Origin of the sequence: Isoptericola sp. 178, from assembly GCF_030586525.1 — a bacterium.
In the GTDB taxonomy this organism is placed as follows: domain Bacteria; phylum Actinomycetota; class Actinomycetes; order Actinomycetales; family Cellulomonadaceae; genus Isoptericola; species Isoptericola sediminis.
The window spans coordinates 648,422-672,141 of record NZ_JAUQYN010000002.1 but is presented as its reverse complement, the minus strand read 5'-3'; the positions used below and the strand labels follow the sequence as shown (position 1 = coordinate 672,141).

Annotated in this window: 25 protein-coding genes and 3 tRNA genes; 15 read left to right on the top strand and 13 right to left on the bottom strand. The window is 73.2% G+C overall.

Annotated elements, in window-relative coordinates; translation table 11 throughout:
• Nucleotides 1–33 precede the first annotated feature (33 nt).
• The 3 genes from Q6349_RS07620 to Q6349_RS07610 all read right to left on the bottom strand — a co-directional run bounded on the left by Q6349_RS07620 (nucleotide 34) and on the right by Q6349_RS07610 (nucleotide 643).
• A tRNA-Lys gene (locus Q6349_RS07620) sits at nucleotides 34–109 on the bottom strand.
• A gap of 71 nt (nucleotides 110–180) precedes the next feature.
• A tRNA-Lys gene (locus Q6349_RS07615) sits at nucleotides 181–256 on the bottom strand.
• 90 nt (nucleotides 257–346) lie between these two features.
• Nucleotides 347–643 carry a co-chaperone GroES gene (locus Q6349_RS07610; RefSeq protein WP_304603803.1) on the bottom strand — a complete coding sequence of 99 codons (297 nt, stop codon included), beginning with the start codon at nucleotides 641–643 and terminating at the stop codon, nucleotides 347–349.
• Nucleotides 644–821: 178 nt separating this feature from the next.
• Between Q6349_RS07610 and bcp the strand changes: the two genes are divergently transcribed.
• The 4 genes from bcp to Q6349_RS07590 all read left to right on the top strand — a co-directional run bounded on the left by bcp (nucleotide 822) and on the right by Q6349_RS07590 (nucleotide 4,299).
• A complete protein-coding gene (gene bcp, locus Q6349_RS07605; RefSeq protein ID WP_304603548.1) occupies nucleotides 822–1,304 on the top strand; it encodes a thioredoxin-dependent thiol peroxidase in 483 nt (160 codons plus the stop codon).
• Nucleotides 1,305–1,340: 36 nt separating this feature from the next.
• Nucleotides 1,341–1,425: transfer RNA gene (locus Q6349_RS07600), tRNA-Leu, on the top strand.
• A 90-nt stretch (nucleotides 1,426–1,515) separates the two neighbouring features.
• Nucleotides 1,516–1,773, top strand: coding sequence for a hypothetical protein (locus Q6349_RS07595; RefSeq protein WP_171247534.1), 258 nt, complete (start codon nucleotides 1,516–1,518; stop codon nucleotides 1,771–1,773).
• A 210-nt stretch (nucleotides 1,774–1,983) separates the two neighbouring features.
• On the top strand, nucleotides 1,984–4,299 hold the full coding sequence (locus Q6349_RS07590; RefSeq protein WP_304603547.1) for a glycosyl hydrolase: 2,316 nt from the start codon (nucleotides 1,984–1,986) through the stop codon (nucleotides 4,297–4,299).
• A gap of 72 nt (nucleotides 4,300–4,371) precedes the next feature.
• Here Q6349_RS07590 and trxA read toward each other — a convergent pair whose 3' ends face one another.
• Nucleotides 4,372–4,749, bottom strand: coding sequence for a thioredoxin (trxA, locus tag Q6349_RS07585; RefSeq protein WP_171247532.1), 378 nt, complete (start codon nucleotides 4,747–4,749; stop codon nucleotides 4,372–4,374).
• Nucleotides 4,750–4,893: 144 nt separating this feature from the next.
• Between trxA and Q6349_RS07580 the strand changes: the two genes are divergently transcribed.
• The gene (locus Q6349_RS07580) at nucleotides 4,894–5,463 is read left to right on the top strand and encodes an NUDIX hydrolase family protein (protein ID WP_171247531.1); all 570 of its coding nucleotides are present in this window, start codon (nucleotides 4,894–4,896) and stop codon (nucleotides 5,461–5,463) included.
• A 27-nt stretch (nucleotides 5,464–5,490) separates the two neighbouring features.
• Here Q6349_RS07580 and Q6349_RS07575 read toward each other — a convergent pair whose 3' ends face one another.
• A complete protein-coding gene (locus Q6349_RS07575; RefSeq protein WP_304603546.1) occupies nucleotides 5,491–7,116 on the bottom strand; it encodes an ABC-F family ATP-binding cassette domain-containing protein in 1,626 nt (541 codons plus the stop codon).
• A gap of 149 nt (nucleotides 7,117–7,265) precedes the next feature.
• Here Q6349_RS07575 and Q6349_RS07570 point away from each other — a divergent pair, with 149 nt between their 5' ends.
• On the top strand, nucleotides 7,266–8,210 hold the full coding sequence (locus tag Q6349_RS07570) for an ABC transporter ATP-binding protein (protein ID WP_304603545.1): 945 nt from the start codon (nucleotides 7,266–7,268) through the stop codon (nucleotides 8,208–8,210).
• Nucleotides 8,207–9,844, top strand: coding sequence for an ABC transporter permease (locus tag Q6349_RS07565; protein ID WP_304603544.1), 1,638 nt, complete (start codon nucleotides 8,207–8,209; stop codon nucleotides 9,842–9,844). The genes Q6349_RS07570 and Q6349_RS07565 overlap by 4 nt, the downstream gene beginning before the upstream one ends.
• 76 nt (nucleotides 9,845–9,920) lie before the next feature.
• Here the strand turns inward: Q6349_RS07565 and Q6349_RS07560 are convergent, their stop codons facing one another.
• The 3 genes from Q6349_RS07560 to Q6349_RS07550 all read right to left on the bottom strand — a co-directional run bounded on the left by Q6349_RS07560 (nucleotide 9,921) and on the right by Q6349_RS07550 (nucleotide 12,613).
• Nucleotides 9,921–10,433: a DUF1697 domain-containing protein gene (locus Q6349_RS07560; protein ID WP_304603543.1), complete on the bottom strand. Its 513-nt coding sequence runs from the start codon at nucleotides 10,431–10,433 to the stop codon at nucleotides 9,921–9,923.
• A gap of 183 nt (nucleotides 10,434–10,616) precedes the next feature.
• On the bottom strand, nucleotides 10,617–12,293 hold the full coding sequence (locus tag Q6349_RS07555; RefSeq protein WP_304603542.1) for a sodium:solute symporter family protein: 1,677 nt from the start codon (nucleotides 12,291–12,293) through the stop codon (nucleotides 10,617–10,619).
• A complete protein-coding gene (locus tag Q6349_RS07550) occupies nucleotides 12,290–12,613 on the bottom strand; it encodes a DUF4212 domain-containing protein (RefSeq protein ID WP_171247526.1) in 324 nt (107 codons plus the stop codon). The genes Q6349_RS07555 and Q6349_RS07550 overlap by 4 nt, the downstream gene beginning before the upstream one ends.
• Nucleotides 12,614–12,888: 275 nt before the next feature.
• On the opposite strand from Q6349_RS07550, the gene Q6349_RS07545 reads away from it, so the two are divergent.
• From Q6349_RS07545 to rdgB, 7 genes are all read left to right on the top strand, one after another.
• Entirely contained in the window at nucleotides 12,889–13,350 is a 462-nt protein-coding gene (locus Q6349_RS07545; protein ID WP_246246648.1) for a hypothetical protein, read from the top strand.
• Between the two features lie 62 nt (nucleotides 13,351–13,412).
• The gene (locus Q6349_RS07540; protein ID WP_171247525.1) at nucleotides 13,413–13,742 is read left to right on the top strand and encodes a hypothetical protein; all 330 of its coding nucleotides are present in this window, start codon (nucleotides 13,413–13,415) and stop codon (nucleotides 13,740–13,742) included.
• Nucleotides 13,739–15,433, top strand: coding sequence for a cation acetate symporter (locus Q6349_RS07535; protein WP_304603541.1), 1,695 nt, complete (start codon nucleotides 13,739–13,741; stop codon nucleotides 15,431–15,433). Before Q6349_RS07540 ends, Q6349_RS07535 begins: the two co-directional genes overlap by 4 nt.
• Nucleotides 15,420–16,754, top strand: coding sequence for a histidine kinase (locus tag Q6349_RS07530; RefSeq protein ID WP_304603540.1), 1,335 nt, complete (start codon nucleotides 15,420–15,422; stop codon nucleotides 16,752–16,754). The genes Q6349_RS07535 and Q6349_RS07530 overlap by 14 nt, the downstream gene beginning before the upstream one ends.
• Nucleotides 16,755–16,759: 5 nt before the next feature.
• Nucleotides 16,760–17,551 carry a LytTR family DNA-binding domain-containing protein gene (locus Q6349_RS07525; protein ID WP_304603539.1) on the top strand — a complete coding sequence of 264 codons (792 nt, stop codon included), beginning with the start codon at nucleotides 16,760–16,762 and terminating at the stop codon, nucleotides 17,549–17,551.
• A gap of 45 nt (nucleotides 17,552–17,596) precedes the next feature.
• Nucleotides 17,597–18,334 carry a ribonuclease PH gene (rph, locus tag Q6349_RS07520; RefSeq protein WP_304603538.1) on the top strand — a complete coding sequence of 246 codons (738 nt, stop codon included), beginning with the start codon at nucleotides 17,597–17,599 and terminating at the stop codon, nucleotides 18,332–18,334.
• A 1-nt stretch (nucleotide 18,335) separates the two neighbouring features.
• A complete protein-coding gene (rdgB, locus tag Q6349_RS07515; protein ID WP_304603537.1) occupies nucleotides 18,336–18,998 on the top strand; it encodes an RdgB/HAM1 family non-canonical purine NTP pyrophosphatase in 663 nt (220 codons plus the stop codon).
• A 91-nt stretch (nucleotides 18,999–19,089) separates the two neighbouring features.
• Here rdgB and Q6349_RS07510 read toward each other — a convergent pair whose 3' ends face one another.
• From Q6349_RS07510 to clpS, 5 genes are all read right to left on the bottom strand, one after another.
• A complete protein-coding gene (locus Q6349_RS07510; protein ID WP_304603536.1) occupies nucleotides 19,090–19,461 on the bottom strand; it encodes a DUF3054 domain-containing protein in 372 nt (123 codons plus the stop codon).
• Nucleotides 19,462–19,487: 26 nt separating this feature from the next.
• A complete protein-coding gene (locus tag Q6349_RS07505) occupies nucleotides 19,488–20,294 on the bottom strand; it encodes an MBL fold metallo-hydrolase (protein WP_171247519.1) in 807 nt (268 codons plus the stop codon).
• Nucleotides 20,291–21,094, bottom strand: a complete 804-nt coding sequence (murI, locus tag Q6349_RS07500) for a glutamate racemase (protein ID WP_304603535.1) — start codon at nucleotides 21,092–21,094, stop codon at nucleotides 20,291–20,293. Before murI ends, Q6349_RS07505 begins: the two co-directional genes overlap by 4 nt.
• 93 nt (nucleotides 21,095–21,187) lie before the next feature.
• Nucleotides 21,188–21,856 carry a DUF2017 family protein gene (locus Q6349_RS07495; RefSeq protein ID WP_304603534.1) on the bottom strand — a complete coding sequence of 223 codons (669 nt, stop codon included), beginning with the start codon at nucleotides 21,854–21,856 and terminating at the stop codon, nucleotides 21,188–21,190.
• Nucleotides 21,853–22,167 carry an ATP-dependent Clp protease adapter ClpS gene (clpS, locus tag Q6349_RS07490; RefSeq protein ID WP_171247516.1) on the bottom strand — a complete coding sequence of 105 codons (315 nt, stop codon included), beginning with the start codon at nucleotides 22,165–22,167 and terminating at the stop codon, nucleotides 21,853–21,855. The genes Q6349_RS07495 and clpS overlap by 4 nt, the downstream gene beginning before the upstream one ends.
• Nucleotides 22,168–22,263: 96 nt before the next feature.
• Here clpS and Q6349_RS07485 point away from each other — a divergent pair, with 96 nt between their 5' ends.
• Entirely contained in the window at nucleotides 22,264–23,694 is a 1,431-nt protein-coding gene (locus Q6349_RS07485) for a nicotinate phosphoribosyltransferase (RefSeq protein ID WP_304603533.1), read from the top strand.
• Nucleotides 23,695–23,720 lie beyond the last annotated feature (26 nt).

The window sequence follows — 23,720 nt, the reverse complement described above, 5'->3', positions numbered from 1 at the left end:
GCCCCCGTCGCCGGAGCGACGGGGGCCTTCGGGTGGTGCGCCATCAGGGACTCGAACCCCAAACCCGCTGATTAAGAGTCAGCTGCTCTGCCAATTGAGCTAATGGCGCTACACGACGGCGTCGAGTGCTCGATGCCGGCCGCTGTGCGCGCGGAGACCACGTCGTGAGCTCCGCGTGCGTGGTGCGCCATCAGGGACTCGAACCCCAAACCCGCTGATTAAGAGTCAGCTGCTCTGCCAATTGAGCTAATGGCGCGTAGCGGTATGGAACTCTACCAGCACCGCGGCGCGGGGTGACAACCGGATCTCGCCGCGCGGTGTGTGACCTCCGCGACAGCGGCGCAGGTCACAGGTACAGACCCGTCGCCCCGCCGTCGTCGGACCGCTCGGCGACGGCGTGCACGTCGCGCTCGCGCAGCAGCACGTAGTCGGTGCCACCCAGGTCGACCTCGGCGCGCTCCTCGGGGTCGTAGAGGACCCGGTCGCCGACCTCGACCTGGCGCACGTGCTCGCCCTTGGCCACGACCTTCGCCCACGCCAGCCGCTTCGGACCGCTGGCGGTGGCCGGGATGACGAGCCCGGCCGAGGACTGCCGCTCGGCCGAGTCGACCTCGGGGTCGACCAGGACCCGGTCGTGGAGCATGCGGATCGGCAGCGGTTCGACGGCCTGCTCGCCGTCCCCGGCCGCGGTGGGAGGTGCTGCGGGACTCACGAGGTCCACGCTACGCGAGAACCGTCCGCGCACCGCATCGCCCGACGTCGTCGCGCGACCTGCGGATAGGCTGAGCGACGGTCCCGTCCCCGCAGCACCAGGAGCACCCGTGACCCGTCTCGCCACCGGCGACACCGCCCCCGACTTCACCCTCCCCACCGCCGACGGCAGCACCGTGTCGCTGGCCACGCTGCGCGAGAGCGCCGAGCAGGGTGTCGTCGTGTACTTCTACCCCGCGGCGATGACGCCGGGGTGCACGAAGGAGGCCTGCGACTTCCGCGACTCCCTGGGGGCGCTGCAGGGGGCCGGGTACGCCGTCGTCGGCATCTCCCCCGACGAGCCGGCCAGGCTCGCCACCTTCGCCGAGCGCGACGGCCTGACGTTCCCGCTGGCCTCGGACCCGGACCACGAGGTCCTGGAGGCCTACGGCGCCTGGGGCGAGAAGAAGAACTACGGCCGCACCTACGTCGGCGTCATCCGCTCGACGGTGGTGGTCGGCACCGACGGGACCGTCGAGCTCGCCCAGTACAACGTCAAGGCGACCGGGCACGTGGCACGGCTGCGCACGAAGCTGGGGATCGACGCCGCCTGACCCGGGCACGCCGCCCCGTAGGATCGGGGTGGCCACGCGCGAGTGGCGGAACAGGCAGACGCGCCAGGTTTAGGTCCTGGTGTCCTCGGACGTGCGGGTTCGACTCCCGCCTCGCGCACCATCCCGCGCCGCGCGGGCCGTCGCGGCGTACCGTCGAGGATGACGGCGCGCACGCGGCGCGAGCCGTCGCGGCGGTGAAGGGAGCGACGTCATGTCCACGCTGAGCGCATTCCTCAAGGCCCGGATCTCCGAGCTGCTGGAGCACGAGGGCAAGCACCGCGGGGAGCACGGTCACGTCCCGCTCACCCCCGAGCGCGAGGCGGAGCTGCGCGAGCTCCACGCCCACGCCGACCAGTACGAGCAGGGCCTGTTCGGTCCCGCGCAGGCCTCCTGGGCCGAGGGGCTGATGCGCGAGAGCGCGGCGGACTTCTCCGACCACCCCGACTACCGCGACGAGTGGCGACCCTGACGACCCGCTCTCGAGCCGGGTGGCGCCCCGACGGGTCACCGCACCCTGCTGACCTGCACGCTCCCAGGGACTGAGACATTGGTTGCACGTGTCACCACCGTGTCACTAGGGTCGTGGGATCGCTCCCACGCGATCGTTCGGAGCCGGTGACGACGCCGGCGAGGCTGCCGACGGTCGTCGAGGCCGAGCGACCGACCGATGAGGTGAACGATGACGTTCTGGAACTCCGCCCGGCGTCGGCGCACTGCACGGATCGCGGTGCCCGCGCTCCTGCTGGCCGGCATCGTGTCCGCCACCGCTCCCCCGGCCTCGGCCGACGTCGTGGACGTGGGGTCGGGCAGCTACACGACCGACCCCGTCGGGCCGACGCCCGAGGGCTGCGCCGCCGTGACCGCTGACGCCCGCGCCTTCGTCACGCCGGACGCGCCCAGCACGCCGCTGCCCACCAACGACTGGTGGTCGTCGCTGGCGTACAAGTTCTCCGACTGCCGCTTCAGCACCCCGCTGCACGCCCACCCGGCGTCGTTCAAGCCCACGAACACGGGCCTCGGCATCGGCTACACCACCGAGCCGACCCTGAGCACCAACGAGTACCACTACGCCTACTCCCAGGACGTGCTCGCGGGCGTCAGCGGGCTCTCGGCCCAGGACGTCAAGGTGGCCGACTGGACCGACTGGACCGTGACCCCCGTGTGGGACGACGGGCAGCAGACGCTGCGCGCCACCATCGGCCACGGGCTGCCGATCTCCTGGTTCGAGGCGACCGGCGGCGACGCACAGCTGACCACGCAGGGCCCGGCGTCCGTCTGGCTCGACGAGCCCGGCCGCATCGGGTTCACCTCCGGCGGCAGCGACTACCTCGCGGTCGCACCCGAGGGCGTGAGCTGGGGCGTGCGCGGCCGCTCGGTCACCGCGCCGACGCAGCGGTACGCCGTCGCCGTGATGCCGGACGTCAGCACGGCGCAGCGCGACGCGCTCGTGGACGACTACACCGCGGCGGGGCGCGCCCCGGTCACGTCGACCCGCATGGACTACAGCTACGACGAGGCCGCCGGCCAGGTCACCACCACCTACACGTTCGAGACGACCCCGTGGCCGGGTGCCACCGACGCCGGCACGGTCGCCGCGCTGTACCCGCACCAGAGCGCGTACCTGCAGGGTGCGACGCCCGCGACCGGCACCTACACCTCGGCGCGCGGTGACATGACCGTGCTCACCGGCGTCGACTCGTTCACCACGGCCACGCCGTTCGGCGGCGTCCTGACGGAGGTCCCCGCCGTCGCGACGGGCACCGGGGCCGAGCAGGCGGAGCTCGAAGCGCTGCTGGACCAGATCTCCGACCCGCTGGACCTCCAGCGGACCGACACCTACTGGACGGGCAAGGCGCTCGGCCGGGCGACCCGTGTGATCGAGATCGCCGACCAGCTCGGCCGCACGCAGCAGCGTGACGAGGCCCTGGCCTCGGTGCGCTCGGTGCTCACCGAGTGGTTCACCGCGACGCCCGGCAAGACCGAGCAGGTGTTCGGCTACGACGCCGAGTGGGGCACGCTCATCGGCTACCCCGGCTCGTACGGCTCGGACACCGAGCTGAACGACCACCACTTCCACTACGGCTACTACATCGCGGCCGCGGCGACCCTCGCCCGGTTCGACCCCCAGTGGGCGGCCGACTACGGCGGCATGGTGGACCTGCTCATCCGGGACGCGAACAACTACGACCGCACCGAGACGCGGTTCCCGTACCTGCGCGACTTCGACATCTACGCGGGTCACGACTGGGCCTCCGGGCACGCCGGCTTCAACGCCGGGAACAACCAGGAGTCGAGCTCCGAGGGCATGAACTTCGCCGGTGCCCTGGTCCAGTGGGGCGAGGCCACGAGTGACACCGCGGTCCGCGACGCCGGCGCCTACCTCTACGCCACGCAGGCCGCGGCGATCGAGCGGTACTGGTTCGACACTGAGGGCACCACGTACCCCGACGCGTTCGGGCACCCCGTGGTCGGGATGGTCTGGGGCGACGGCGGCGCCTACGCCACGTGGTTCAGCGGCGAGGCCGAGATGATCCAGGGCATCAACACCCTGCCGATCACCGGGTCCCACCTCTACCTGGGCACCTCGCCCGAGACGGTGCGCGCCTCGTACGACCACCTGGAGCAGGTCAACGGCGGCCCGCCGACCGTCTGGCAGGACATCCTGTGGCAGTACCTGGCCCTCGGCGACGGGGACCGCGCCCTGTCCCTGCTGCAGTCGACGACGTTCACCCCCGAGGAGGGCGAGACGCCGGCGCACACCTACCACTGGATCGCGAACCTGGCCGCGCTCGGCACGGTGGCGACCGACGTGCACGCCGACGACCCGATGGCGGCGGCCTTCGACGGGACGGGCGGCCGCACCTACGTGGCGTCGAACGTCACGGCGACGGACCAGACGGTGACCTTCTCCGACGGCACCGTCGTCGACGTGCCGGCGGGCCAGGTCGTGGCCACCGGCGCCCGGTCGTTCAGCGGGGGCGGCTCGACTCCCTGACGCCACTGCGCTGAGACGACGAACGGCCGCCCCGGGACCTGTCCCGGGGCGGCCGTTCGTCGTGCGGTGGTCTCAGTTCTGCTGCTGACCGTTCTCCGCGGCGGCGATCTGGGCGCGGACGTCGTCCATGTCCAGGTCCTTGACCGCGTCGACGACCTGCTTGAGGGCGGGCGCGGGAAGCGCACCGGCCTGGTTGAAGACCATGATGCCCTCGCGGAACGCCATCAGGGTCGGGATGGCGCTGATGCCGGCGGCAGCGGCGATCTGCTGCTGAGCCTCGGTGTCGAGCTTGCCGTGCACGACGTCCGGGTGCTCCTCGCTCGACGCCTCGTAGACGGGCGCGAACTGGCGGCACGGGCCGCACCAGGAGGCCCAGAAGTCGACCAGCACGATGTCGTTGTCCTTGATCGCCTGCTCGAAGGTGGAGTCGGTGAGCTCGACGGTGGCCATGCGAAGTCCTCTCGTTGGGATGTGCTGCTACGGGTGCGAGCAATAAAACCCCACTGGGTATTCCCGGCCCGTCGCGTCCGGCCTCCGACCAGCAGATCACACCTGCGCAGGCCCCAGCCACCGCGCGACTGGTAGAAACGAGGGGTGACCGACACCGCCGAGTTCCCGCCGGACGACGACAACGGGCCCGAGTCCGCCCCCACCGGCTGGCTGACGCCCGAGGACCTCGCCGCCGTGCGCGCGCAGCTGCCCCTGGTGTACGTCGACGCCGTCCCGGTACGCGTCGACGACTCGGGAGACGTCGTGGCCGTCGGGCTGCTGCTGCGCGCCAGCCCGCTGGGCAACATGACCCGCGCTCTGGTCACCGGACGGGTGCTGTACCACGAGCGGGTGCGCGACGCCCTGCTGCGACACATCGAGAAGGACCTCGGGCCCGTCGCGCTGCCGCGCGTGCCGGCCTCGCCGCAGCCGTTCACGGTCGCCGAGTACTTCCCCACCCCCGGGATCACCCCGTTCCACGACCCCCGCCAGCACGCCATCTCGCTGGCCTACGTCGTGCCCGTCACCGGGGACTGCCGACCCCAGCAGAACGCCCTGGACCTCGCCTGGCTCACGCCCGAGGAGGCGTGCAGCGACACCGTGCAGGCCGAGATGGTCAACGGCCAGGGCACCCTGGTGCGCCAGGCGATGGCGCACGTCGGACGTCTCGACTGACCCGGCCCGGGAGCGGGCGGCCCGCCGTCAGCCGAGGTCGAGGACCGGCCAGCCGGCCAGGTCCGCGCGCATCCGCCGGTCGTGGGTGGCCACGACGACGGCCGCCGGGGTGCGCTGCAGCGCCGGCGTCAGGGCGTCGACCAGGTCGACGGACAGGTGGTTCGTGGGCTCGTCGAGCACGAGCAGGTGCGGGGCGTGCAGCAGCGCCAGCGCCAGGTCCAGACGGCGCTGCTGTCCCACGCTGAGCTCGGTCACCGGCCGGTCCAGCTCGTCCTCCGTGAGCAGCCCCAGCGCCGCGACGGGCACCACGTGGTCCGGGTCGAGCTCGCCGCGGTCCAGGAGCGTCAGCGCCTCGGCCGCGTAGGTGTCGAAGCCGCTCCGCGCGCCGTCGGGCACCCGCCCCTCCTGCGCGACGGTGCCGAGACGCACCCCCGGCCGCAGCGTGCGGGTACCGCGGGCCAGCGTGCCCGTCCCGGTCAGCGCCGACAGCACGGTGGACTTGCCCGTGCCGTTGGGCCCCACGACGAGGAGCCGGCCCGACGGCGGGATCGCCAGCCGCGTCCCGGGCAGGTCGAGCATCAGGCCGCCGTCCGGGGCCACGACCCGGGGCGATCGCAGCTCGACCAGCGGGTCGCCGGGGTCCCAGCCCGGCGACATCGCCGGCAGGTCCGGGAAGGCCAGCTCCAGCGGCGGGGGCGGGACGTCGAGCGCCTCGGCCTCCAGCTTCTCCACGAGGCGGTCGGCCGCCTTGACGTGGATGCGGGCTCGCGTCCCGCGGCGGTGCTTCTGGGAACCCTTGGGCGGGCGCCACTCGTCGGAGAGTCCCTCGTAGGACCTGTCCCGGCGGAACCACAGCGTGGCGGCGCGTTCCTGCTCCGCCCGGTAGCGCTGCTGCCAGCGGGCGAGCATCTGCGCCTTGCCGAACCGGTAGGCGTGGTAGCCGGGCTGCCCGTACAGCACGGGCCGGCCGTCCATCGAGGGGTCGAGGTCGTAGACGGCGGTCACGACGTCGTCCAGCAGCTGCCGGTCGTGCGTGACCAGGACGACGCCGCCGCGCCACGTCCGCAGCTGCTCGGTCAGGTAGTCGACGCCGGAGTCGTCGAGGTGGTTGGTGGGCTCGTCCAGCAGCAGCAGGTCGGCCCGTTCGGCGAGCCGGCACGCCAGCCGTACGCGGTAGCGCTGCCCGACCGACAGCGTGTCGAGCCGGCGGGCGTGGTCGCGGACGGCACCCAGCCGGGTCAGCGCCTCGTCGACGCGGCGGTCGGCGTCCCACGCCGCGAGGTGCTCGACCCGGCCCAGCAGCTCCCCCAGCGCGCGCAGGTCGCCACGGTCGTGGTCGAAGGCCTCGGCGGCCCGCTGCAGGTCGGTGGCGAGCGCCCGCAGGTCGGCGAGGGTGCCGGCGACGAGGTCGCCGACGGTGCGGCCCGCCGCCTCCGTGAGCTCCTGGGTCACCAGCGCCACCGACCCGTGCCGCTGGAGTCGTCCGCCCTGGAGCGGCAGGGTGCCGGCGAGCAGGTGCAGCAGCGTGGACTTGCCGGACCCGTTCTCCCCCACGACGCCCAGGCGCACGCCGTCGGAGACGCGCAGGTCCACGCCCCGGAGCACGGGGTGCTCCGGGTAGGCGTAGGAGAGGTCGGACGCGACGAGCTGCACCGGACCAGCCTAGGCACGTCGACGTGGGCACCCGACCGCTGGGCGGGCCGGCGACCGCTCGCAGGTCGGCGATGCGAGTGTCCCGGTGATGGAGTGTGCTGTGGTCAGGCCGCCGTGTCCGGCGGCAGGCACCCGAGAGGACCCAGCACATGAGCGGATCGGACCCGGTGATCGAGGTCGTCGGGCTGACCAAGTCCTACGGCAGGTTCCCGGCGCTGCGGGGACTGGACCTGCAGGTGGAGCGGGGCCAGGTGCACGGTTTCCTGGGCCCGAACGGGGCCGGGAAGTCCACGACGATCCGGGTGCTGCTGGGCCTGCTGAAGGCGGACGGCGGCACCGTCCGGATGCTGGGGCAGGACCCGTGGTCGGACGTCGTCGCGCTGCACCGCCGCCTCGCCTACGTGCCCGGCGACGTGTCGCTGTGGCCGGGCATGACCGGCGGTGAGGCGATCGACCTGCTCGGCTCGATGCGGGGCGGCCTGGACGAGACGCGGCGCGCCGACCTGGTCGAGCGGTTCGAGCTGGACCCGACCAAGCGGGGCCGGCAGTACTCGAAGGGCAACCGGCAGAAGGTCGCGATCGTCGCGGCCCTGGCCTCGGACGTCGAGCTGCTGATCCTCGACGAACCCACCAGCGGCCTGGACCCGTTGATGGAGGCCGTGTTCCAGGAGGTCATCGGCGAGGCCGGGCAGCGCGGGGCGACCGTGCTGCTGTCCAGCCACATCATGGCCGAGGTCGAGACGCTGGCCGACCGGCTCAGCATCATCCGCGAGGGACGGATCGTGCAGACCGGCACCCTCAAGGAGCTGCGCGGTGACGTGCGCACGACCGTGCGCGCGGTGCTCGAACGGGCTCCCGCGATCGACGAGCTGTGCTCGCTGCACGACGTCCACCTGGACGGCGACCGGCTCACGGCGACGGTGGAGTCCACCCGGATCGGCGAGGCGATGACCTTGCTCACCGACTACGGTCTGGTCTCGCTCACCGTCGAGCCGCCGTCGCTCGAGAGCCTGTTCCTGCGCCTGTACGAGGACGAGCAGGCGTCCGCCCCGACCGGGACGACGACCAGCGGCGAGACCGGGACCGCACCGTGAGCACGACGGCCACGGCCCACCACCCGGCGCACGCACAGCCCCGGGGCGGCCACCTGACCGGCACCGCTCCGCTGCTGCGCACGTCGCTGCGGCACGACGGGCGGCTGCTCGCCCCGTGGATCGCGATCGCCACCCTCTTGTCCGCCTCGTCGGTGCTGGTCTACCCCTGGGTGTTCCCCACCCAGCAGAGCCGTGAGGGTCTGGCGGCCGCGGTGGGGTCCAACCCCGCTCTCGGCCTGATCTTCGGCCCGGCCTACGACCTGTCCACCGCGGACGGTTTCAACGCCTGGCGCGCCCTGGCCCTCGGCGGCTTCCTGTCCGCCCTCGGTGCGATCTTCGCGGTGATCCGGGCCACCCGGGCCCAGGAGGACTCCGGCCAGGCCGAGCTGCTCGCGTCCGGCGTGCTGGGGCGCGGCAGCCGGCTGCTGACGGGCGCCGCGATGGCGTTGATCGGCTCCCTCGTGCTGGGCGTGGTCGCCGCTCTGGTCACCGTGCTGTGCGGCGGCGGGTGGGAGGCCACGCTGCTGCTCGGTGCCACCTTCACCGCGACCGGCTGGATGTTCACCGGCGTCGCCGCGGTGACCGCCCAGCTCGGTGCCGACGCCCGCACCGCCAGCTCGATGGCCGTGGGCACCCTCGGGGTGCTGTTCGTGCTGCGCGGTTTCGCCTACTCCGTCGACGCCCCGGGGTGGACCTCCTGGGTCAATCCCCTGTCGTGGATGACCGAGACGCGTCCCGCCAGCGGGAACACCTGGTGGCCGCTGGCGCTCGCCGTCGCCCTGACCCTGGTGCTGCTCGCCGTCGCGTTCACCCTCCAGGCCCGTCGCGACTTCGGCCAGGGCACGATCACCCCCGGCCCCGGCCCGGCCCGCGGGAAGGACACCACGGCCTGGCGCCTGGCCGTGCGGCTCAACCGCGGCCCCCTCGTCACCTGGGCCCTGGCGTCCCTCATGCTCGGCGTCGTCTTCGGCTACCTCGCCACCTCGATCACGGACATCTTCGGCGCGGACCCGGCCGTGCAGCAGATCCTCGCCGCCGGCGCCACGAGTCCCGACGAGCTCACCTCGGCGTTCGTCGTCACGATCCTCAGCCTGGTCGGCATCATCGCCGCCGTCCCCGGTGTGCAGATCATGCTCAAGGTCCGCAGCGAGGAGACCGTCGACCGCGTCGAGCCGATCCTGGCCACCGCCGTCTCACGGACCCGCTACTACGCACGTCACGTGCTCCTCGCCCTGGGGGCGTCGAGTCTGTACGTCCTGGTCGCGGGGGCGGTCATCGGATGGCTCGCCGGCACCGCCGACATCGGCGTCGGCGTCGGCGACGTCCTACGCCAGGCCGTGGCCACCCTGCCCGCCGTCTGGACGGTCGTCGCGGTGTCCGTCGCCGTCGTCGGCGCCCGGCCGGCCGTCGCCCTCGTCGCCTGGGTCGGCGTCCTCGTCTCGTTCCTCCTCACCCTGCTCGGCCCGACGTTCGGCCTCGACGACTGGGTGCTCGGCATCAGCCCCTTCTGGCACGTCCCGGACGTCAGCGCCGCGGACGTCGACCTCACGGGGCTGGCCTGGATCAGCCTGGTCACCGTGGGGTTCCTCCTCGTCGGGTTCGTCGGCTTCCGCCGGCGGGACCTGGCCCGGTGACCGCCCGCGCCGAGGTTCCGGCGGCGCCACGATCCGCCCGTCCGCGCGACGCCGACCTGGACGCCGCGTCCCGGGGTCAGCCGCCGAACCGCTCCACGAGCCCGGCCAGGGTCGGCACACCGCGCGACGTGGCGCGCCGGGCCCCGGCCGCCTCCAGGGCCGGTGTCCCGTTGCTCTGCCGGTCGCGGTCGTTCTGCACGACCGCCCAGCCCGGTCCGCGGTCGACGACCGCGCACCGGCGGCGTCTCGCCTCGTGGGCCAGGACGTCGTCGGCGATCACCACGGTGCCCGGGAACAGCGTCAGCTCGCAGCGGTGCGCGTCCGGTCCGGCGTGCCGGTCCACGACCTGCTCGAGGAACGCGAGGGGCCGCACCAGGACCAGGTCGTGATAGGAGGTGCGCACGGCCAGCGCGGTCAGGACGTCGTCCACCACGGCGTCGGGGTCGTCGCCCGCGAAGACCACCGTGCCGTTCGACCGGTACGGCTCGGCCACGGCGGCGCCGGCCTCGGCGAAGACCGCCCGCAGGTCGGCCGTCGTGGGCTGCGAACGCTGACCCTGGTTGAGATTCCGGAAGAAGGCCACGTGCACGCACCCATCCTGCCTGAGCGGTCCGCTCTGACCCGACGCGTCCGGGCCCTGACCCCACGCGGGGTCCGGGCCCGGACGTCGAGCACGGGGACGACGTCCCCTCGCGCGGTCGTCAGACCGGAAGCGGAGGGCGCGCAGCGCCCGTGAGCGCGACCGCGCGAGGGGTCGTCCTCCCGTGCACCACTACTCGGTCTCCGCCACGGGGGACGTCACCCGGCGCGCCGGGTACCGCAGCTCCTCGACCATCTCCTGCACGTGCTCCGTCGGTGGCGTCGTCAGCTGCGAGACGACGACCGTGACGACCACGTTCACCAGCGCACCCAGCGCGCCGATGCCCTCCGGCGAGATGCCGAACAGGAACTCGTGCGACGACGTCCCGAAGACCTCGAGGGTGTAGATCATGTACGCCCCCGTGAACGCCAGGCCGGAGATCATGCCGGACGCCGCCCCGACGGCGTTGGCGCGCTTCCAGAAGATCCCCAGCACGAGGATCGGGAAGAACGTCGACGCCGCCAGCCCGAAGGCGAAGGCGACCACCTGGGCCACGTACGCCGGCGGGTTGATGCCGCCGTAGATCGCCACCAGCACCGCGGCACCCATCGCGATCCGCCCCACGAGCAGGCGGCGCGAGTCCGACGTCGGCTTCTTCACGACCCGGAAGTACAGGTCGTGCGACACCGAGGAGGAGATGACGAGCAGCAGACCGGCCGCCGTCGACATCGCGGCGGCCAGGCCACCGGCCGCGACCAGCCCGACGATCGGTGCCGGCAGCCCGGCGATCTCCGGGGTGGCCAGCACCAGGATGTCGTTGTTGACGACGAGGTCCGCTCCCGAGGCGGGGTCGTTGCTCAACGTCGTGATCGTCGACGCGGAGTCGGAGACCGTCACCAGCCCCGTGGCGGCCCAGTTGTTCACCCAGGCCGGCAGGGCGTCCACCGCCACCCCGTTCACCGACTGCATGAGGTTCAGCTTGGTGAACGCCCCCACGGCCGGGGCCGTGGTGTACAGCAGGCCGATGAACACCAACGCCCACAGCGCGCTGAACCGGGCACCGCGCACCGACTTCGTGGTGTAGAAGCGGATGATGACGTGCGGCAGACCCGCGGTGCCGATCATCAGCGACAGGGTCACCAGGAACACGTCGAGCTGGGGCCGCACGGCGAACGCCTCGGTGTACTGCTCGAGGCCGAACTCCTGGCTCAGCGCGTTCAGCTCGTCGAGGATCTGCCCGAACGTCACCTGCGGCACCGGGAAACCGGTCATCTTCTGCGCGATCGTCCACGCCGGGATGAGGTAGGCGACGATCATCACCGTGTACTGGGCGACCTGGGTCCAGGTGATGCCCTTCATCCCGCCCAGCACCGCGTACAGGAAGATGACGCCCGCGGCCACGGCCACGCCGCCCTCGATCGTGAGGTTGAGGAACCGGCTGAACACGATGCCGCCGCCGCGCATCTGTCCCACCACGTAGGTGAAGGACACGATGATCGCGGCCACCGCCGCGATGAGCCGCACGTACTCCGAGTACCGGTCCCCGACGAACTCGGGGACGGTGAACTTGCCCCACTTGCGCAGGTACGGGGCGAGCAGCAGCGCCAGCAGCACGTAGCCGCCCGTCCAGCCCATGAGGTAGACGGAACCGTCCGACCCCAGGAAGGCGATGAGGCCCGCCATGGAGATGAACGACGCCGCGGACATCCAGTCGGCGGCGACGGCGGCACCGTTCGCCACGGCGGGGATGCCCTGGCCCGCGACGTAGAAGCCCTTGGTCTCGCGGACGCGGCTGCGCCACGCGATGGTCAGGTAGGTCCCGAAGGACAGACCCACGAAGACGAGGGTCCAGATCTGGATGTCGCTCACAGCCGCCGGCCCTCCTCGTCGCGCTCGGCCACGCCGTACTCGTCGTCGAGCCTGTCCATGCGCAGCGTGTACACGAGGATCAGGACGATGAACGTGTAGATCGAGCCCTGCTGGGCGAACCACAGCCCCAGGGGGAAGCCGAAGACCTCGATCGTGTTGAGCTGCTCGATGAACAGGATCCCGCACACGAACGAGACCAGGAACCAGATGCTGAGCAGCACGATCATCAGCCGCAGGTTCTTCTTCCAGTACTCCTGGCGCCACCCGTTGTCGGGCGGTGGCCCGGGATCCGGCGAGCTGCCTCGCTCGGTGTCGACCATCGGACGCTCCCTTCGTCGCGTTCCCCCGGACGTCGTCGTCCGGGGCACGTCCGTCCTCGTACGCACCCGAGCGAAGCGCAGCGGTGACCGCGGTCACAAGACCTTCACACCCCGGCGGCAGGGTCCGTCCCGCGAACGGTCGGCAGACGGCGCCCACCGGTCGCCCCCGCGCGACCGCACCGCTCGGGCGGCCCGACCGACCGCCCGCGGGACGAACCGCGCCGCTCACCGACTCCCGGGCTCCCTCCCGCCGTCCGGGACCTACAGTCGGACCCATGGCCTCGACGACGAGCACCTCCCTGGGCAACCTGCTGCGCGCCGGCGGACGCACGCCGGCCCGACGGACCCGGGTCTTCCACCCGGGCAGTCTGGGCATGCTGCTCGGGGCGCTCGCCGTGATCGTCGGCAGCCTCCTGCCCTGGGTCATCACCCCGGTCGGCACCCTGAGCGGCACCGCCGGCCCCGGGCTGTGGACGCTGTGCGCAGGGTTCGTCGCCGTGGCCGGCGCGGTGATCCCGCGCCGCTGGGTCGCGATCTCCCACAGCCTCGTCGCCGGCACCTCCGTGGCCTTCGTGGTGGGCTGGCAGCTCGTGCGCCTCGGCGAGGTCAGCGCGGCCACGGACTCCTGGGGCCAGGCCATGCCCGGCATCGGCCTGGTCATGGCGGCCGGTGGTGCCGTCGTGCTGCTCGCCACGGGTGTCCGGGTGCTGCGCTCCCCCGCCGTCGCCGCGTCATGACCCGGCGGGGCGCCCCGTCCGGCTCTTCCCCGCCGGCCCGGCGCTCCGTACAGTGCTCGGTCATGGACGACGACGTCGGCACGCGGGACACGCCCGCCGAGGTGGATGCGACCTTCCGCACCCTGCGACGCGTCGCCGTCGGCTACTTCGTCGTGTTCCTGCTCGGCGTCGCGGCCTTCCCGGTGCTGACGCTGACCCTCGACTGGTGGTCCCAGGCACGCCTCGTCGGCGGCATGAGCCCGGGCTTCCTCGTGGCCGCCTTCGGGCTGTACGGCTTCTTCGCCGTGCTGGGGATCGCGGCCGCCCGGCTGTCCTCGGCCGTGGAGCACCGGATGCTGGGCGAGGCCGCCCAGCCCGCGGACGACACCGTGGACGAGGAGGACGCCCGGTGACGCTGGCCAGCGGTCTGACGCTCACCGTCGTCCTGGCCCTCGTGTCGGTGGTCGCGCTGGTGATGCGCCCGCGCGGGACGTCGACCGTCGACTTCTACCTCGCCGGGCAGCGCGTGGGCGTGGCGACGAACGCGTGGGCGATCTGCGGCGACTACTTCTCCGCCGCCTCGTTCCTGGGCGTGGCCGCCGCGGTGTACGCCACGGGCCTGGACGGCGCCTGGTACGCCGTGGGCTTCGCCGCCGGGTTCGTCCCGGTGCTGCTGTTCGTCGCCGCCCCGCTGCGCCGGTTCGGCGAGTTCTCCATCCCGGACTTCCTCGGCCGGCGGCTCGGCTCGGAGCGGGTGCGGCTCGTCGCGGTCGGCGTGGTCCAGCTCGTGATCCTGTCCTACCTGGTCCCCCAGACGGTCGGGTCCGGCATCACCTGGGAGCTGCTGGTCGGTCAGGGCGTGGCCGGGCTGAGCCCGTACGCCACCGGCATCGTGGTGTCCACGGCGGTGGTGGCCGCCCTCGTCTCGTTCGGGGGCATGCGGGGCACCACGTGGACGCAGGCGGTGCAGTTCCTGCTGCTGCTCGGGGCGCTGCTGTGGCTCGCCGCGACCGTGATCGGCGAGGGCTTCCACTACGGCGACGCCGTGGAGCAGATCTCCACGGCGCCGCTGGGGAACCCGGCGCCGGACGGCGGGCTGGCCACGGAGCCCAACGCCCTGCACCCGGGCGAACCCGCGGTGTTCGGCGAACCGGGTGCCCGCTACGACGTGCTGGGCCAGATCGCGCTCATGGTCACGCTCGCGATGGGCACCGCCGGGCTGCCGCACGTGATGAACCGGTACTTCACCTCCCCCACCGGCAGCGCCGCCCGCACCACCACCGTGTGGGTGCTGTGCCTGGCCGGGGTGTTCTACGCCGTGGCGGTCATGCTGGGCACCGCGGCCCGCGAGATCGTCCCTGGCGCCGTGGCCGACAACCCGTGGCTCGACGAGCTCACCGTGGACGGCGTGCTGACGGTCCCCGAGCACGCGCTGCCGGTGCTGGGCCGGATCTACGGCGGCGACGCGGGGCTCGGCGTCGTCGCGGCCGGTGCCCTCATCGCGGTGCTGTCGACCATCGCCGGTCTGCTGCTCGCCGCGGCCGCGTCCTGGGGCCACGACGTCTACGAACGCCACCTCAACCCCCGCGCCACCCAGCGGCAGGCCGTGCGCGCCGGGCGCATCACCACCCTGGTGACCGCCGGCACGGCGGCCGGGATCGGGCTGGTGCTGCGGCCGGAGGCCTTCGCCGCCTCGACCCCCTCGATCGTGGCCACGATGGTCACCTGGGCGTTCGCGGTCGCCGGCTCCGCGCTGACCCCCGTGTTCCTGCTGTCGATCTGGTGGCGCCGCACCACGGCGGCCGGTGCCGTCGCCGGGATGACCACCGGCGTCGTGGTCGTGATCGCGATGCTGACCGCCGGGACGGGCGCCGACGGCTCCCCGTGGCCCGACCTGCTGCTCGCCCCGACCCTGCTGGCCGCACCGCTGACCACCGTGGTGACCGTCGTCGTCTCCCGGTCCACCGCGCCGCCGCCCGACGTCGAGCGGTCGTGGCTGATCATGCACGGCACGGCAGCCGACCGGCACACGCAGGCGCTGGCCCGGCTCGTCCTCGCCGAGTCGCGCCGACGGCGCCGGGAGGTGCGACGTGCGCGGCGGTAGCTGGCTGCTGGCGGCGGTGCTCGTGGCGGCCTGGGGGCTGGTGTACCTGGTCACCCAGGTGCTGGTCACGCCCCCGCTCGGGGTGCTCGCGACGATGGTCGCCGGTCTCGTGGTGAGCACCGTCGTCGTCCTGGGCTACCCGTCGGCCCTGCGCGGGCCGCGGTCCGGGTCCGGCACCCGCACGCGGGCCTGGCGCCCGGCGTCCCGGCCGCAGGACCCCCGCGGCCTGCGCGACGGTCTGACGATCGCCGCGGCGGGCCGGTCCGTCCCGCTGCGGAACGGGCTGACCAGGGACGCGGCACGGCGCACCGCCCAGCTCATCCGGCCGCTGCTCGGCGGGGACTCGATCGCCATCACCGACACCGAGCAGGTGCTCGCGTTCGTCGGCCCGGGCAGCGACCACCACAAGGTCGGCCAGGCGATGCAGACCCGCGTCTCCCGGCTCGCGCTCGGCAAGGGCCGCACCGTCGTCGTGCACGCCCGCGAAGGCATCGGCTGCCCCGAGCCCGGCTGCCCCCTGCGCACCGCCGTGGTCGCCCCGCTGGCGGTCGCGGACCGGATCGTCGGCACCCTGAAGGTCTACCGCACCCAGGACGAGCCGGCCCCGCGGGTGCTCGTGGACGACATGGCCTCCATGCTGTCGCTGCACCTGGAGCTGGCCGAGATGGACCGCGAGCGCCACCTCGCCTCCGACGCCCAGCTCGACGCCCTGCGGGCGCAGATCAACCCGCACTTCCTGTTCAACATCCTCAACACCATCGCCTCCAAGTCCCGCACGGACCCGGACGAGGCCCGTCAGCTCCTGCTGCGGCTGAGCGACTTCTTCCGCTACGCCGTCCGCCAGGACGGGCACTTCGCGGAGTTCAGCCAGGAGTACTTCTTCGTGCGCACCTACGTGTCGCTGGAGCAGGCGCGGTTCGGCGACCGGCTGCGGGTGCGCTACGACATCGACCCGCAGGTGCTGACCTCCCGCGTGCCGGTGCTGGTCATCCAGCCGCTGGTCGAGAACGCCGTCAAGCACGGGATCGCCGACTCCGTCTCGGGCGGCACGGTGCACCTGCGGGCCCGCGTGGACCCGCTGACCCGCACGACCTCGATCCGGGTCAGCGACGACGGCGTCGGCATGCCGCCGGAGACGCTGGAACGTCTCCTGGCCGGCCGGCGACCCGACCCCGCGGCGTCGGGCGCGCACCACTCCGGGGTGGGCATGTGGAACATCTCCCAGCGCCTCGACGCGTTGTTCGGGGACCGGTACTCGTTCGACGTCGCCTCGCGGCCGGGCAAGGGCACGACCGTCGACCTGCGGATCCCGCTAAGGTGACGCCCGTGCGACCGAAGGCGCTGATCGTGGACGACGAGGCCCCCGCCCGGGCCGAGCTGCGCTACCTGCTCGAGGAGGTCGGCCAGGTCCAGGTCGTCGGTGAGGCCACCAACGGCGAGGAGGCCCTGCTGCTGCTGGGCTCCCTCGACTACGACCTCGTGCTGCTGGACGTGCGGATGCCCGGCGGCTCCGGGCTCGACGTCGCCGCCGCCCTGCGGGACCGTCCCCGCCCGCCCAAGGTCATCTTCACCACCGCGTACCCGGACCACGCCGTGGACGCCTTCGACCTCGCGGCCGTGGACTACCTGCTCAAGCCGTTCGACGCCGACCGGCTGCAGCGTGCCCTGGAGCGCGCCCTGCGCACCGACGGCGGAGGCACCGCGGAGCCGGCCGCCGACCGGGGCGACGACAGCGCGACGAGCCCGCCGCCCGGTCCGCGCCCGCCGTCGGGCGGCGAGGCCGACACCCTCGTGCGCATCCCCGTGCAGCGTGACGGCCGCACCGTCCTGGTCGACGGTGCCTCGATCGTGTACGCCAGCGCGGCCCGCGGGTACTCCTACCTCAAGCTCGCCGACGAGCGGCTGCTGGTCACGATGTCGCTCAACGAGCTGGAGCGACGCCTGCGCGGACACTTCTTCCGGGCCCACCGGTCCTACCTGGTCAACCTCGACCACGTGCGCGAGCTCGTCCCGGACTTCCAGGGCTCTCTCGTGGTCGTCATGGACGACCGGCAGCGGTCCCGGGTCGAGGTCTCGCGGCGTCACGCCCGCGAGCTGCGGCGACGGTTCGGCATGTGACGCGGGCCCGACGGGTGCCCGGCCCGCCCCGTTAGGGTGAGGGCCATGACCACGCGTGCAGACGGCCGTACCCCTGACCAGCTCCGCCCGGTGACGATCACCCGCCACTGGAGCGAGAACGCCGAGGGCTCGGTGCTCATCGAGTTCGGCAAGACCCGCGTGCTGTGCACCGCGTCGCTGACCGCGGGCGTTCCCCGCTGGAAGAAGGGTTCCGGCGAGGGTTGGGTGACGGCCGAGTACGCGATGCTGCCGCGCGCGACCAACGAGCGCAGCCCGCGCGAGTCCGTCAAGGGCAAGATCGGCGGCCGCACGCACGAGATCTCCCGTCTCATCGGCCGCGCGCTGCGCGCCGTCGTCGACGTCTCGGCGCTGGGCGAGAACACGATCGTGCTGGACTGCGACGTGCTGCAGGCCGACGGCGGCACCCGCACCGCCGCGATCACCGGCGCGTACGTGGCGCTCGCCGACGCCGTGGAGTGGGGCACCCGGCACGGCGTCATCACCCCGGGCGGCAAGACGGTCCTGACCGGGTCCGTGGCCGCCGTGAGCGTCGGCATCATCGACGGCACCCCGATGCTGGACCTGCCCTACGTCGAGGACGTGCGCGCCGAGACGGACATGAACGTCGTCACCACCGGTGACGGCGCCTTCGTCGAGGTCCAGGGCACCGCGGAGGGCGTCCCCTTCCGTCGGGACGAGCTGGACGCGCTGCTCGACCTCGCGGTGGCGGGCACCACCGAGCTCACCGCCGCCCAGCAGGCGGCGCTGGCCGAGGGCGCCTGAGGTGGCCGGCGCCCCGGCGTCGGCCCGGCTGGTGCTGGCCACGCACAACCGCAAGAAGCTCGTCGAGCTGCTGGCGATCCTGCACGCCGAGCCCGGGCTGGCCGACCTGCCCGACGACGCGGTCGTCACCGCCGGGGACCTGGACGCCCCTGAGCCGGTCGAGGACGGCGTGACCTTCGCCGAGAACGCGCTGATCAAGGCGCGCGCCCTGGCGTCCGCGACGGGGCTGCCCGCCGTCGCGGACGACTCCGGGCTCAGCGTCGACGTGCTCGGCGGCGCCCCGGGGATCTTCTCGGCCCGCTGGGCGGGCCGCCACGGTGACGACGCGGCGAACCTGGAGCTGCTGCTCGGTCAGCTCGGCGACGTGCGCGACGAGCACCGCGCGGCGGCGTTCGTCTGCGCGGCCGCCCTGGTGACCCCCGACGGCCGCGAGGAGGTCGCGATGGGCGAGATGCCCGGGGTGCTGGTGCGCTCCCCGCGCGGCGCGGGCGGGTTCGGGTACGACCCGATCCTCGTGCCGGTCGAGCAGCCGGCCGGCCCGGACGGCGCCCCTGGCAGGCGCACCTCGGCGGAGCTGAGCGCCGCCGAGAAGAACGCGATCTCCCATCGCGGCAAGGCGTTGCGCTCCCTGGCCCCGGCGATCGCCGCCGCGCTGCGCCCCTGACCCCGTCCGCCCGCCACGGTTGTGGGCATGAAATCGGCAGCTCGACCCGGGGGTCGAGCTGCCGATTTCATGCCCACAACGTCCCGATTGGTCAGGACGTCTGGCGGCGGCGCTGGGCGAGAGCGGCCAGCAGCCGCCAGCCGATCATGGTCAGCGCCAGGAACACCGCGGTGACCAGGCTGAACGACCAGGCGAACCCCCCGGTGAACAGCGGGCGCAGCAGCAGGCCGAGAGCCGCCGTCGCGAACCAGATCGCCACGCCCGTCGGCCACGGCTGCGCGGGCGCCCGCCACCCGCGGGTCGCGAGCCAGCCGACGGCCAGCCCGATCACGAACGGCGCGGCCACGGCCACCACGTGACCGGCCGACCCCGCCGAGGCGTGGCTCGCCGTGCCGACGAGGGTGAAGGCCAGCACGCACACGAGGTCGGCGATCACGGCCGGCCAGACGGGAAGCTTCTGCACGGCGTCGAGCGTACCCACCCGCCGGCTCAGAGCGTGTGGACGCCGCCGGCGACGGCGAGCTCCGTCGGGCCGTCGAACACGCCGCGGGCCTCGGCGAGCGTGTCGGCCGGGTCGGTCCACGCGGGCAGGTGCGTCAGCAGCAGCCGGCCGACAGCCGCCTCGGCGGCGACCTTCCCGGCGCGCCGGCCCGTGAGGTGGATGCCGCGCTCCACGCCGTCGTCACGTCCTTCGAGGAACGCCGCCTCGCACAGCAGCAGGTCGGCGCCCCGTGCCCCCTCGACCAACCCGGGGCACATGTCCGTGTCCCCGGAGAACACCAGGGTCGCGGACTCCCCCGCACGGTCCGACGACGGCCCGGTCACCCGCACGCCGTAGGCCTCGACCGGGTGGTTGACGCGAAAAGGCTCCAGCGTCATCGGGCCGACCCGGACCGGCGACCCGGGCTCCCAGGTGCGGAAGGCGTACTCGGTGGCCATGTCCTCGCCCGGTTCGAGCCCGTACATCGCCGCGGCCCGCTCGCAGGTCGCGGACGGCCCCAGCACCGGCAGCTCGCGCGGGACCCCGGTGCGGACGACGCCGCGCTCCGGGTGGTACTTGAGGTACACGTACAGCCCGCTCAGGTCCGAGCAGTGGTCGGGGTGCAGGTGGGACAGGCCGATCGCGTCGAGGTCGGCCGGGTCCACATGACGCTGCAGCGGACCCAGCGCACCCGACCCCAGGTCGAGCACCACGTTCCAGGTCCGCTCCGCGTCGTCGGCCTGCACCAGGTAGCAGGACGCGGGCGAGTCCGGCCCCGGCAACGAGCCGGAGACACCGACGGTCACGAGTCTCATGCAGCCTCCACGAGGTCGACCTCCGGTCCGAGGAACCGGCGGGCCAGGTCCGCGAACGGTGCCGGGCTCCCGGTCGCGGCGAAGCGGTGCTCCGGCGCGGGAGCGTCCAGCGACCGCTCCAGGTCGTGCGCCACGAGCTTGCGGTACACGTCCAGGGCCGTCTCCTCCGCCGAGGACACCAAGGTCACGTCCTGTCCCATCACGTACGAGATCGGGCCCGCCAGCAGCGGGTAGTGCGTGCAGCCCAGCACCAGCGTGTCCACGCCGGCCGCCCGCACCGGGGCGAGGTACCGGGTCGCGATGTCGAAGACCTCCGGTCCCGACGTCGTGCCCTCCTCGACCAGCCGGACGAACTCCGGGCACGCCTGGCTCGTCACCTCGATCCCGGGGGTGACGGCGAAGGCGTCGTCGTAGGCCAGCGAGTCCACCGTCGCCTTGGTCCCGATGACACCGATCCGACCGGAGCGGGAGGCGACGACGGCCCGGCGCGCCGCCGGCAGGATTACCTCGACCACGGGGATGCCGCGGCGGACGGTGTACCGCTCGCGCGCGTCCCGCAAAGCGACCGCCGAGGCGGAGTTGCAGGCGATGACGAGCATCTTCACGCCGTCGTCCACCAGCCGGTCCATCACGGCGAGCGCCATGGCACGCACGGCGGCCAGCGGCTTGGGCCCGTACGGGCCGTTCGCCGTGTCGCCGATGTAGTGCAGGCGTTCGTGCGGGAGCTGGTCGAGGATCGAGCGGGCGACGGTGAGACCGCCCACCCCGCTGTCGAAGATCCCGATCGGGGCGTCGTTCACGGCTGGCAGCCTAACGTCGCGACGTCCTGAGCACCGGTTTCGTGATCGGAGCCACGCGTGGCACGCACCACAGCACCGGGCCGCCGACGGCCCTCAGTCCGTGCCGCGGCGGGCCCTGAGGTCGGCGAGGAGCTCGTCCATCAGGGACTCCTGGGCGAACCCGGCCGCGACGAACACCCCGCCCCAGTAGACGCGCTGCTCGGCGTCGAACCCCGAGACCTCGTCCGGGTCCCCGTCGTCCTCGTGCTCGTCCTCGTCCTCGGACATCAACCCCGACATGACCTCGTCGTGCAGCCGTTCGACGTCGCCGTCGTCGTCGAGGCCGAGCCGCTCGGCGAGCACGAGCCGCACGTCCGTCAGGGCGGCGGCGAAGTCCTGGGCGCCGTCGCGCTCGACGAGCACCTGGTCGCCGTCCCCCGGGTCGGTGACCGGTTCGACGGACGGGTCGACGGTCTCGGCGAACCCCCGCAGCCGGGCGACCTTGCCGGCGGCCAGGTCCGTCTGGGTCAGGTGGCGGAACTCGGCGGCGACCTCCTCGTCCTCCCGGTGGGCGTCCGGCAGCAGCCGCTGGACGGCCGGGTCGCGCGGGACGCGGGCGACCCCCGTGAAGGCGACCTCGGCGGACTCCGCGGCGTCCTCGGGGAGCCCCGAGTCCGCGCTGAGCAGGTCGGCGACGTCGCGGGCGACGCGCGCCAGCACCTCGCGCTCGACGGGCTCCCAGGTGGCGACGTACCCGGCAGGGGTGGACCGGAACGGCGTCATGCCCCCTCCCCTGCCGCGCCCGGCGCGTCCGACTGCTGCATGGTGGCCCACAGGCCGAACCCGTGCATCGCCTGCACGTCGACCTCCATGCGCTCCTTCGGGCCGGTCGACACGACCGCTCGGCCCTCGTGGTGCACCTGCAGCATCAGGGTGCGGGCCTTCGCCTCGGGGTACCCGAAGTAGCTCTCGAAGACGTACGAGACGTAGCTCATGAGGTTGACCGGGTCGTTCCACACGATGGTGACCCAGGGGTCGGCGAGTCCGAACACCTCCTCGGTGCTGGTGTCCTCCTGCGTCGCCGCTTCCGTCATGCCACCACCCTACGGGGACGGCCGCGCGGGGGCGGGACCGCACGCGCCGCACCGTTCCTCCTGCCCGAAGCGGCGCGCGCGCCGTACCGTAGGGGCATGACCGACGAGCGAGGGGCCGACGACGACCCGGCGACGAGCCCCCTGACCGTCCCGCCGTCCTCCTCGGACGTCCCCCTGACCGCACCCCGGCCCTCGCTCGGGCTCCTCACCGACCGGTACGAGCTGACGATGCTCGCGGCGGCGCTCGCCGACGGGACCGCCCACCGCCACTGCGTCTTCGAGGTGTTCACCCGTCACCTCCCGGCCGGCCGACGGTACGGCGTGCTGGCCGGTACGGGCCGGCTGCTCGAGGCGCTGCCCGCCTTTCGTTTCGGGGACACCGAGCTCGACTTCCTGGCCCGGCAGCGCGTGGTCGACGACCGGACCCTGGAGTTCCTGCAGGACTTCCGGTTCACCGGCACCGTCACCGGCTACGCGGAGGGCGAGACGTTCTTCCCGGGGTCGCCCGTGCTGCAGGTCGAGGGCACCTTCGCCGAGGCGGTGGTGCTGGAGACGCTGGTGCTGTCGATCCTCAACCACGACTCCGCCATCGCCTCGGCCGCGTCCCGGATGACCAGCGCCGCGGTGGACCGCCCCGTGATGGAGATGGGCTCGCGGCGCACGCACGAGGTCGCCGCGGTCGCCGCCGCCCGGGCCGCCGTCGTCGGCGGGTTCGTCGGGACGTCGAACCTCGAGGCCGGCTACCGCTACCGGCTCGAGACGATCGGTACCGCCGCCCACGCGTTCACGCTCCTGCACGACGACGAGAGCTCGGCGTTCTCCTCCCAGGTCTCGTGGCACGGGGTCGGGACGACGCTGCTGGTGGACACCTACGACGTGCGACGCGGCGTGGACCGGGCGATCGAGGCGGCCGGCACCGGGCTGGGGGCCGTCCGGCTGGACTCCGGCGACCTCGGGGCGATGGCGATCGACGTCCGGGCCCGGCTCGACGAGCTCGGGGCCACCGGCACCAAGATCGTGGTGACCTCCGACCTGGACGAGCACGCCATCGCCGGCCTGGCCGCCGCACCGGTGGACGCCTACGGCGTCGGCACCGCGCTGGTGACGGGTTCGGGCGCCCCGACCTGCGGGATGGTCTACAAGCTCGTGGCGCGCGCCGACTCGGCGGGCCGGCTGCAGGCGGTGGCGAAGGCCTCGGCGCACAAGTCGACAGCGGGCGGGCGCAAGGCGGCCGCCCGCCGGCTGGACGAGGACGAGCGGGCCGTCGAGGAGGTGCTGTTCACGGGTCCGGACGAGGACGTCGTGGCGTGGGAGCCGCCCGAGAGCGCCGCCGACGGCGGCCGACTGCGCCCCCTGCAGGTGCCGCTGGTCACGGACGGGGCGATCGACTCGCGGTGGGTCGGCGCCCACGGGGTGAGCACGGCGGCCGAGCAGCACACCAGGTCCCGCAACGAGCTGCCCCGGGGAGCCCGGCGGCTCTCGGCCGGCGACCCGGCGATCCCCACGGTCACCGAGTCGTTGTCCTGACCGGCCGCGGCGGGGCCGCGGGAGCG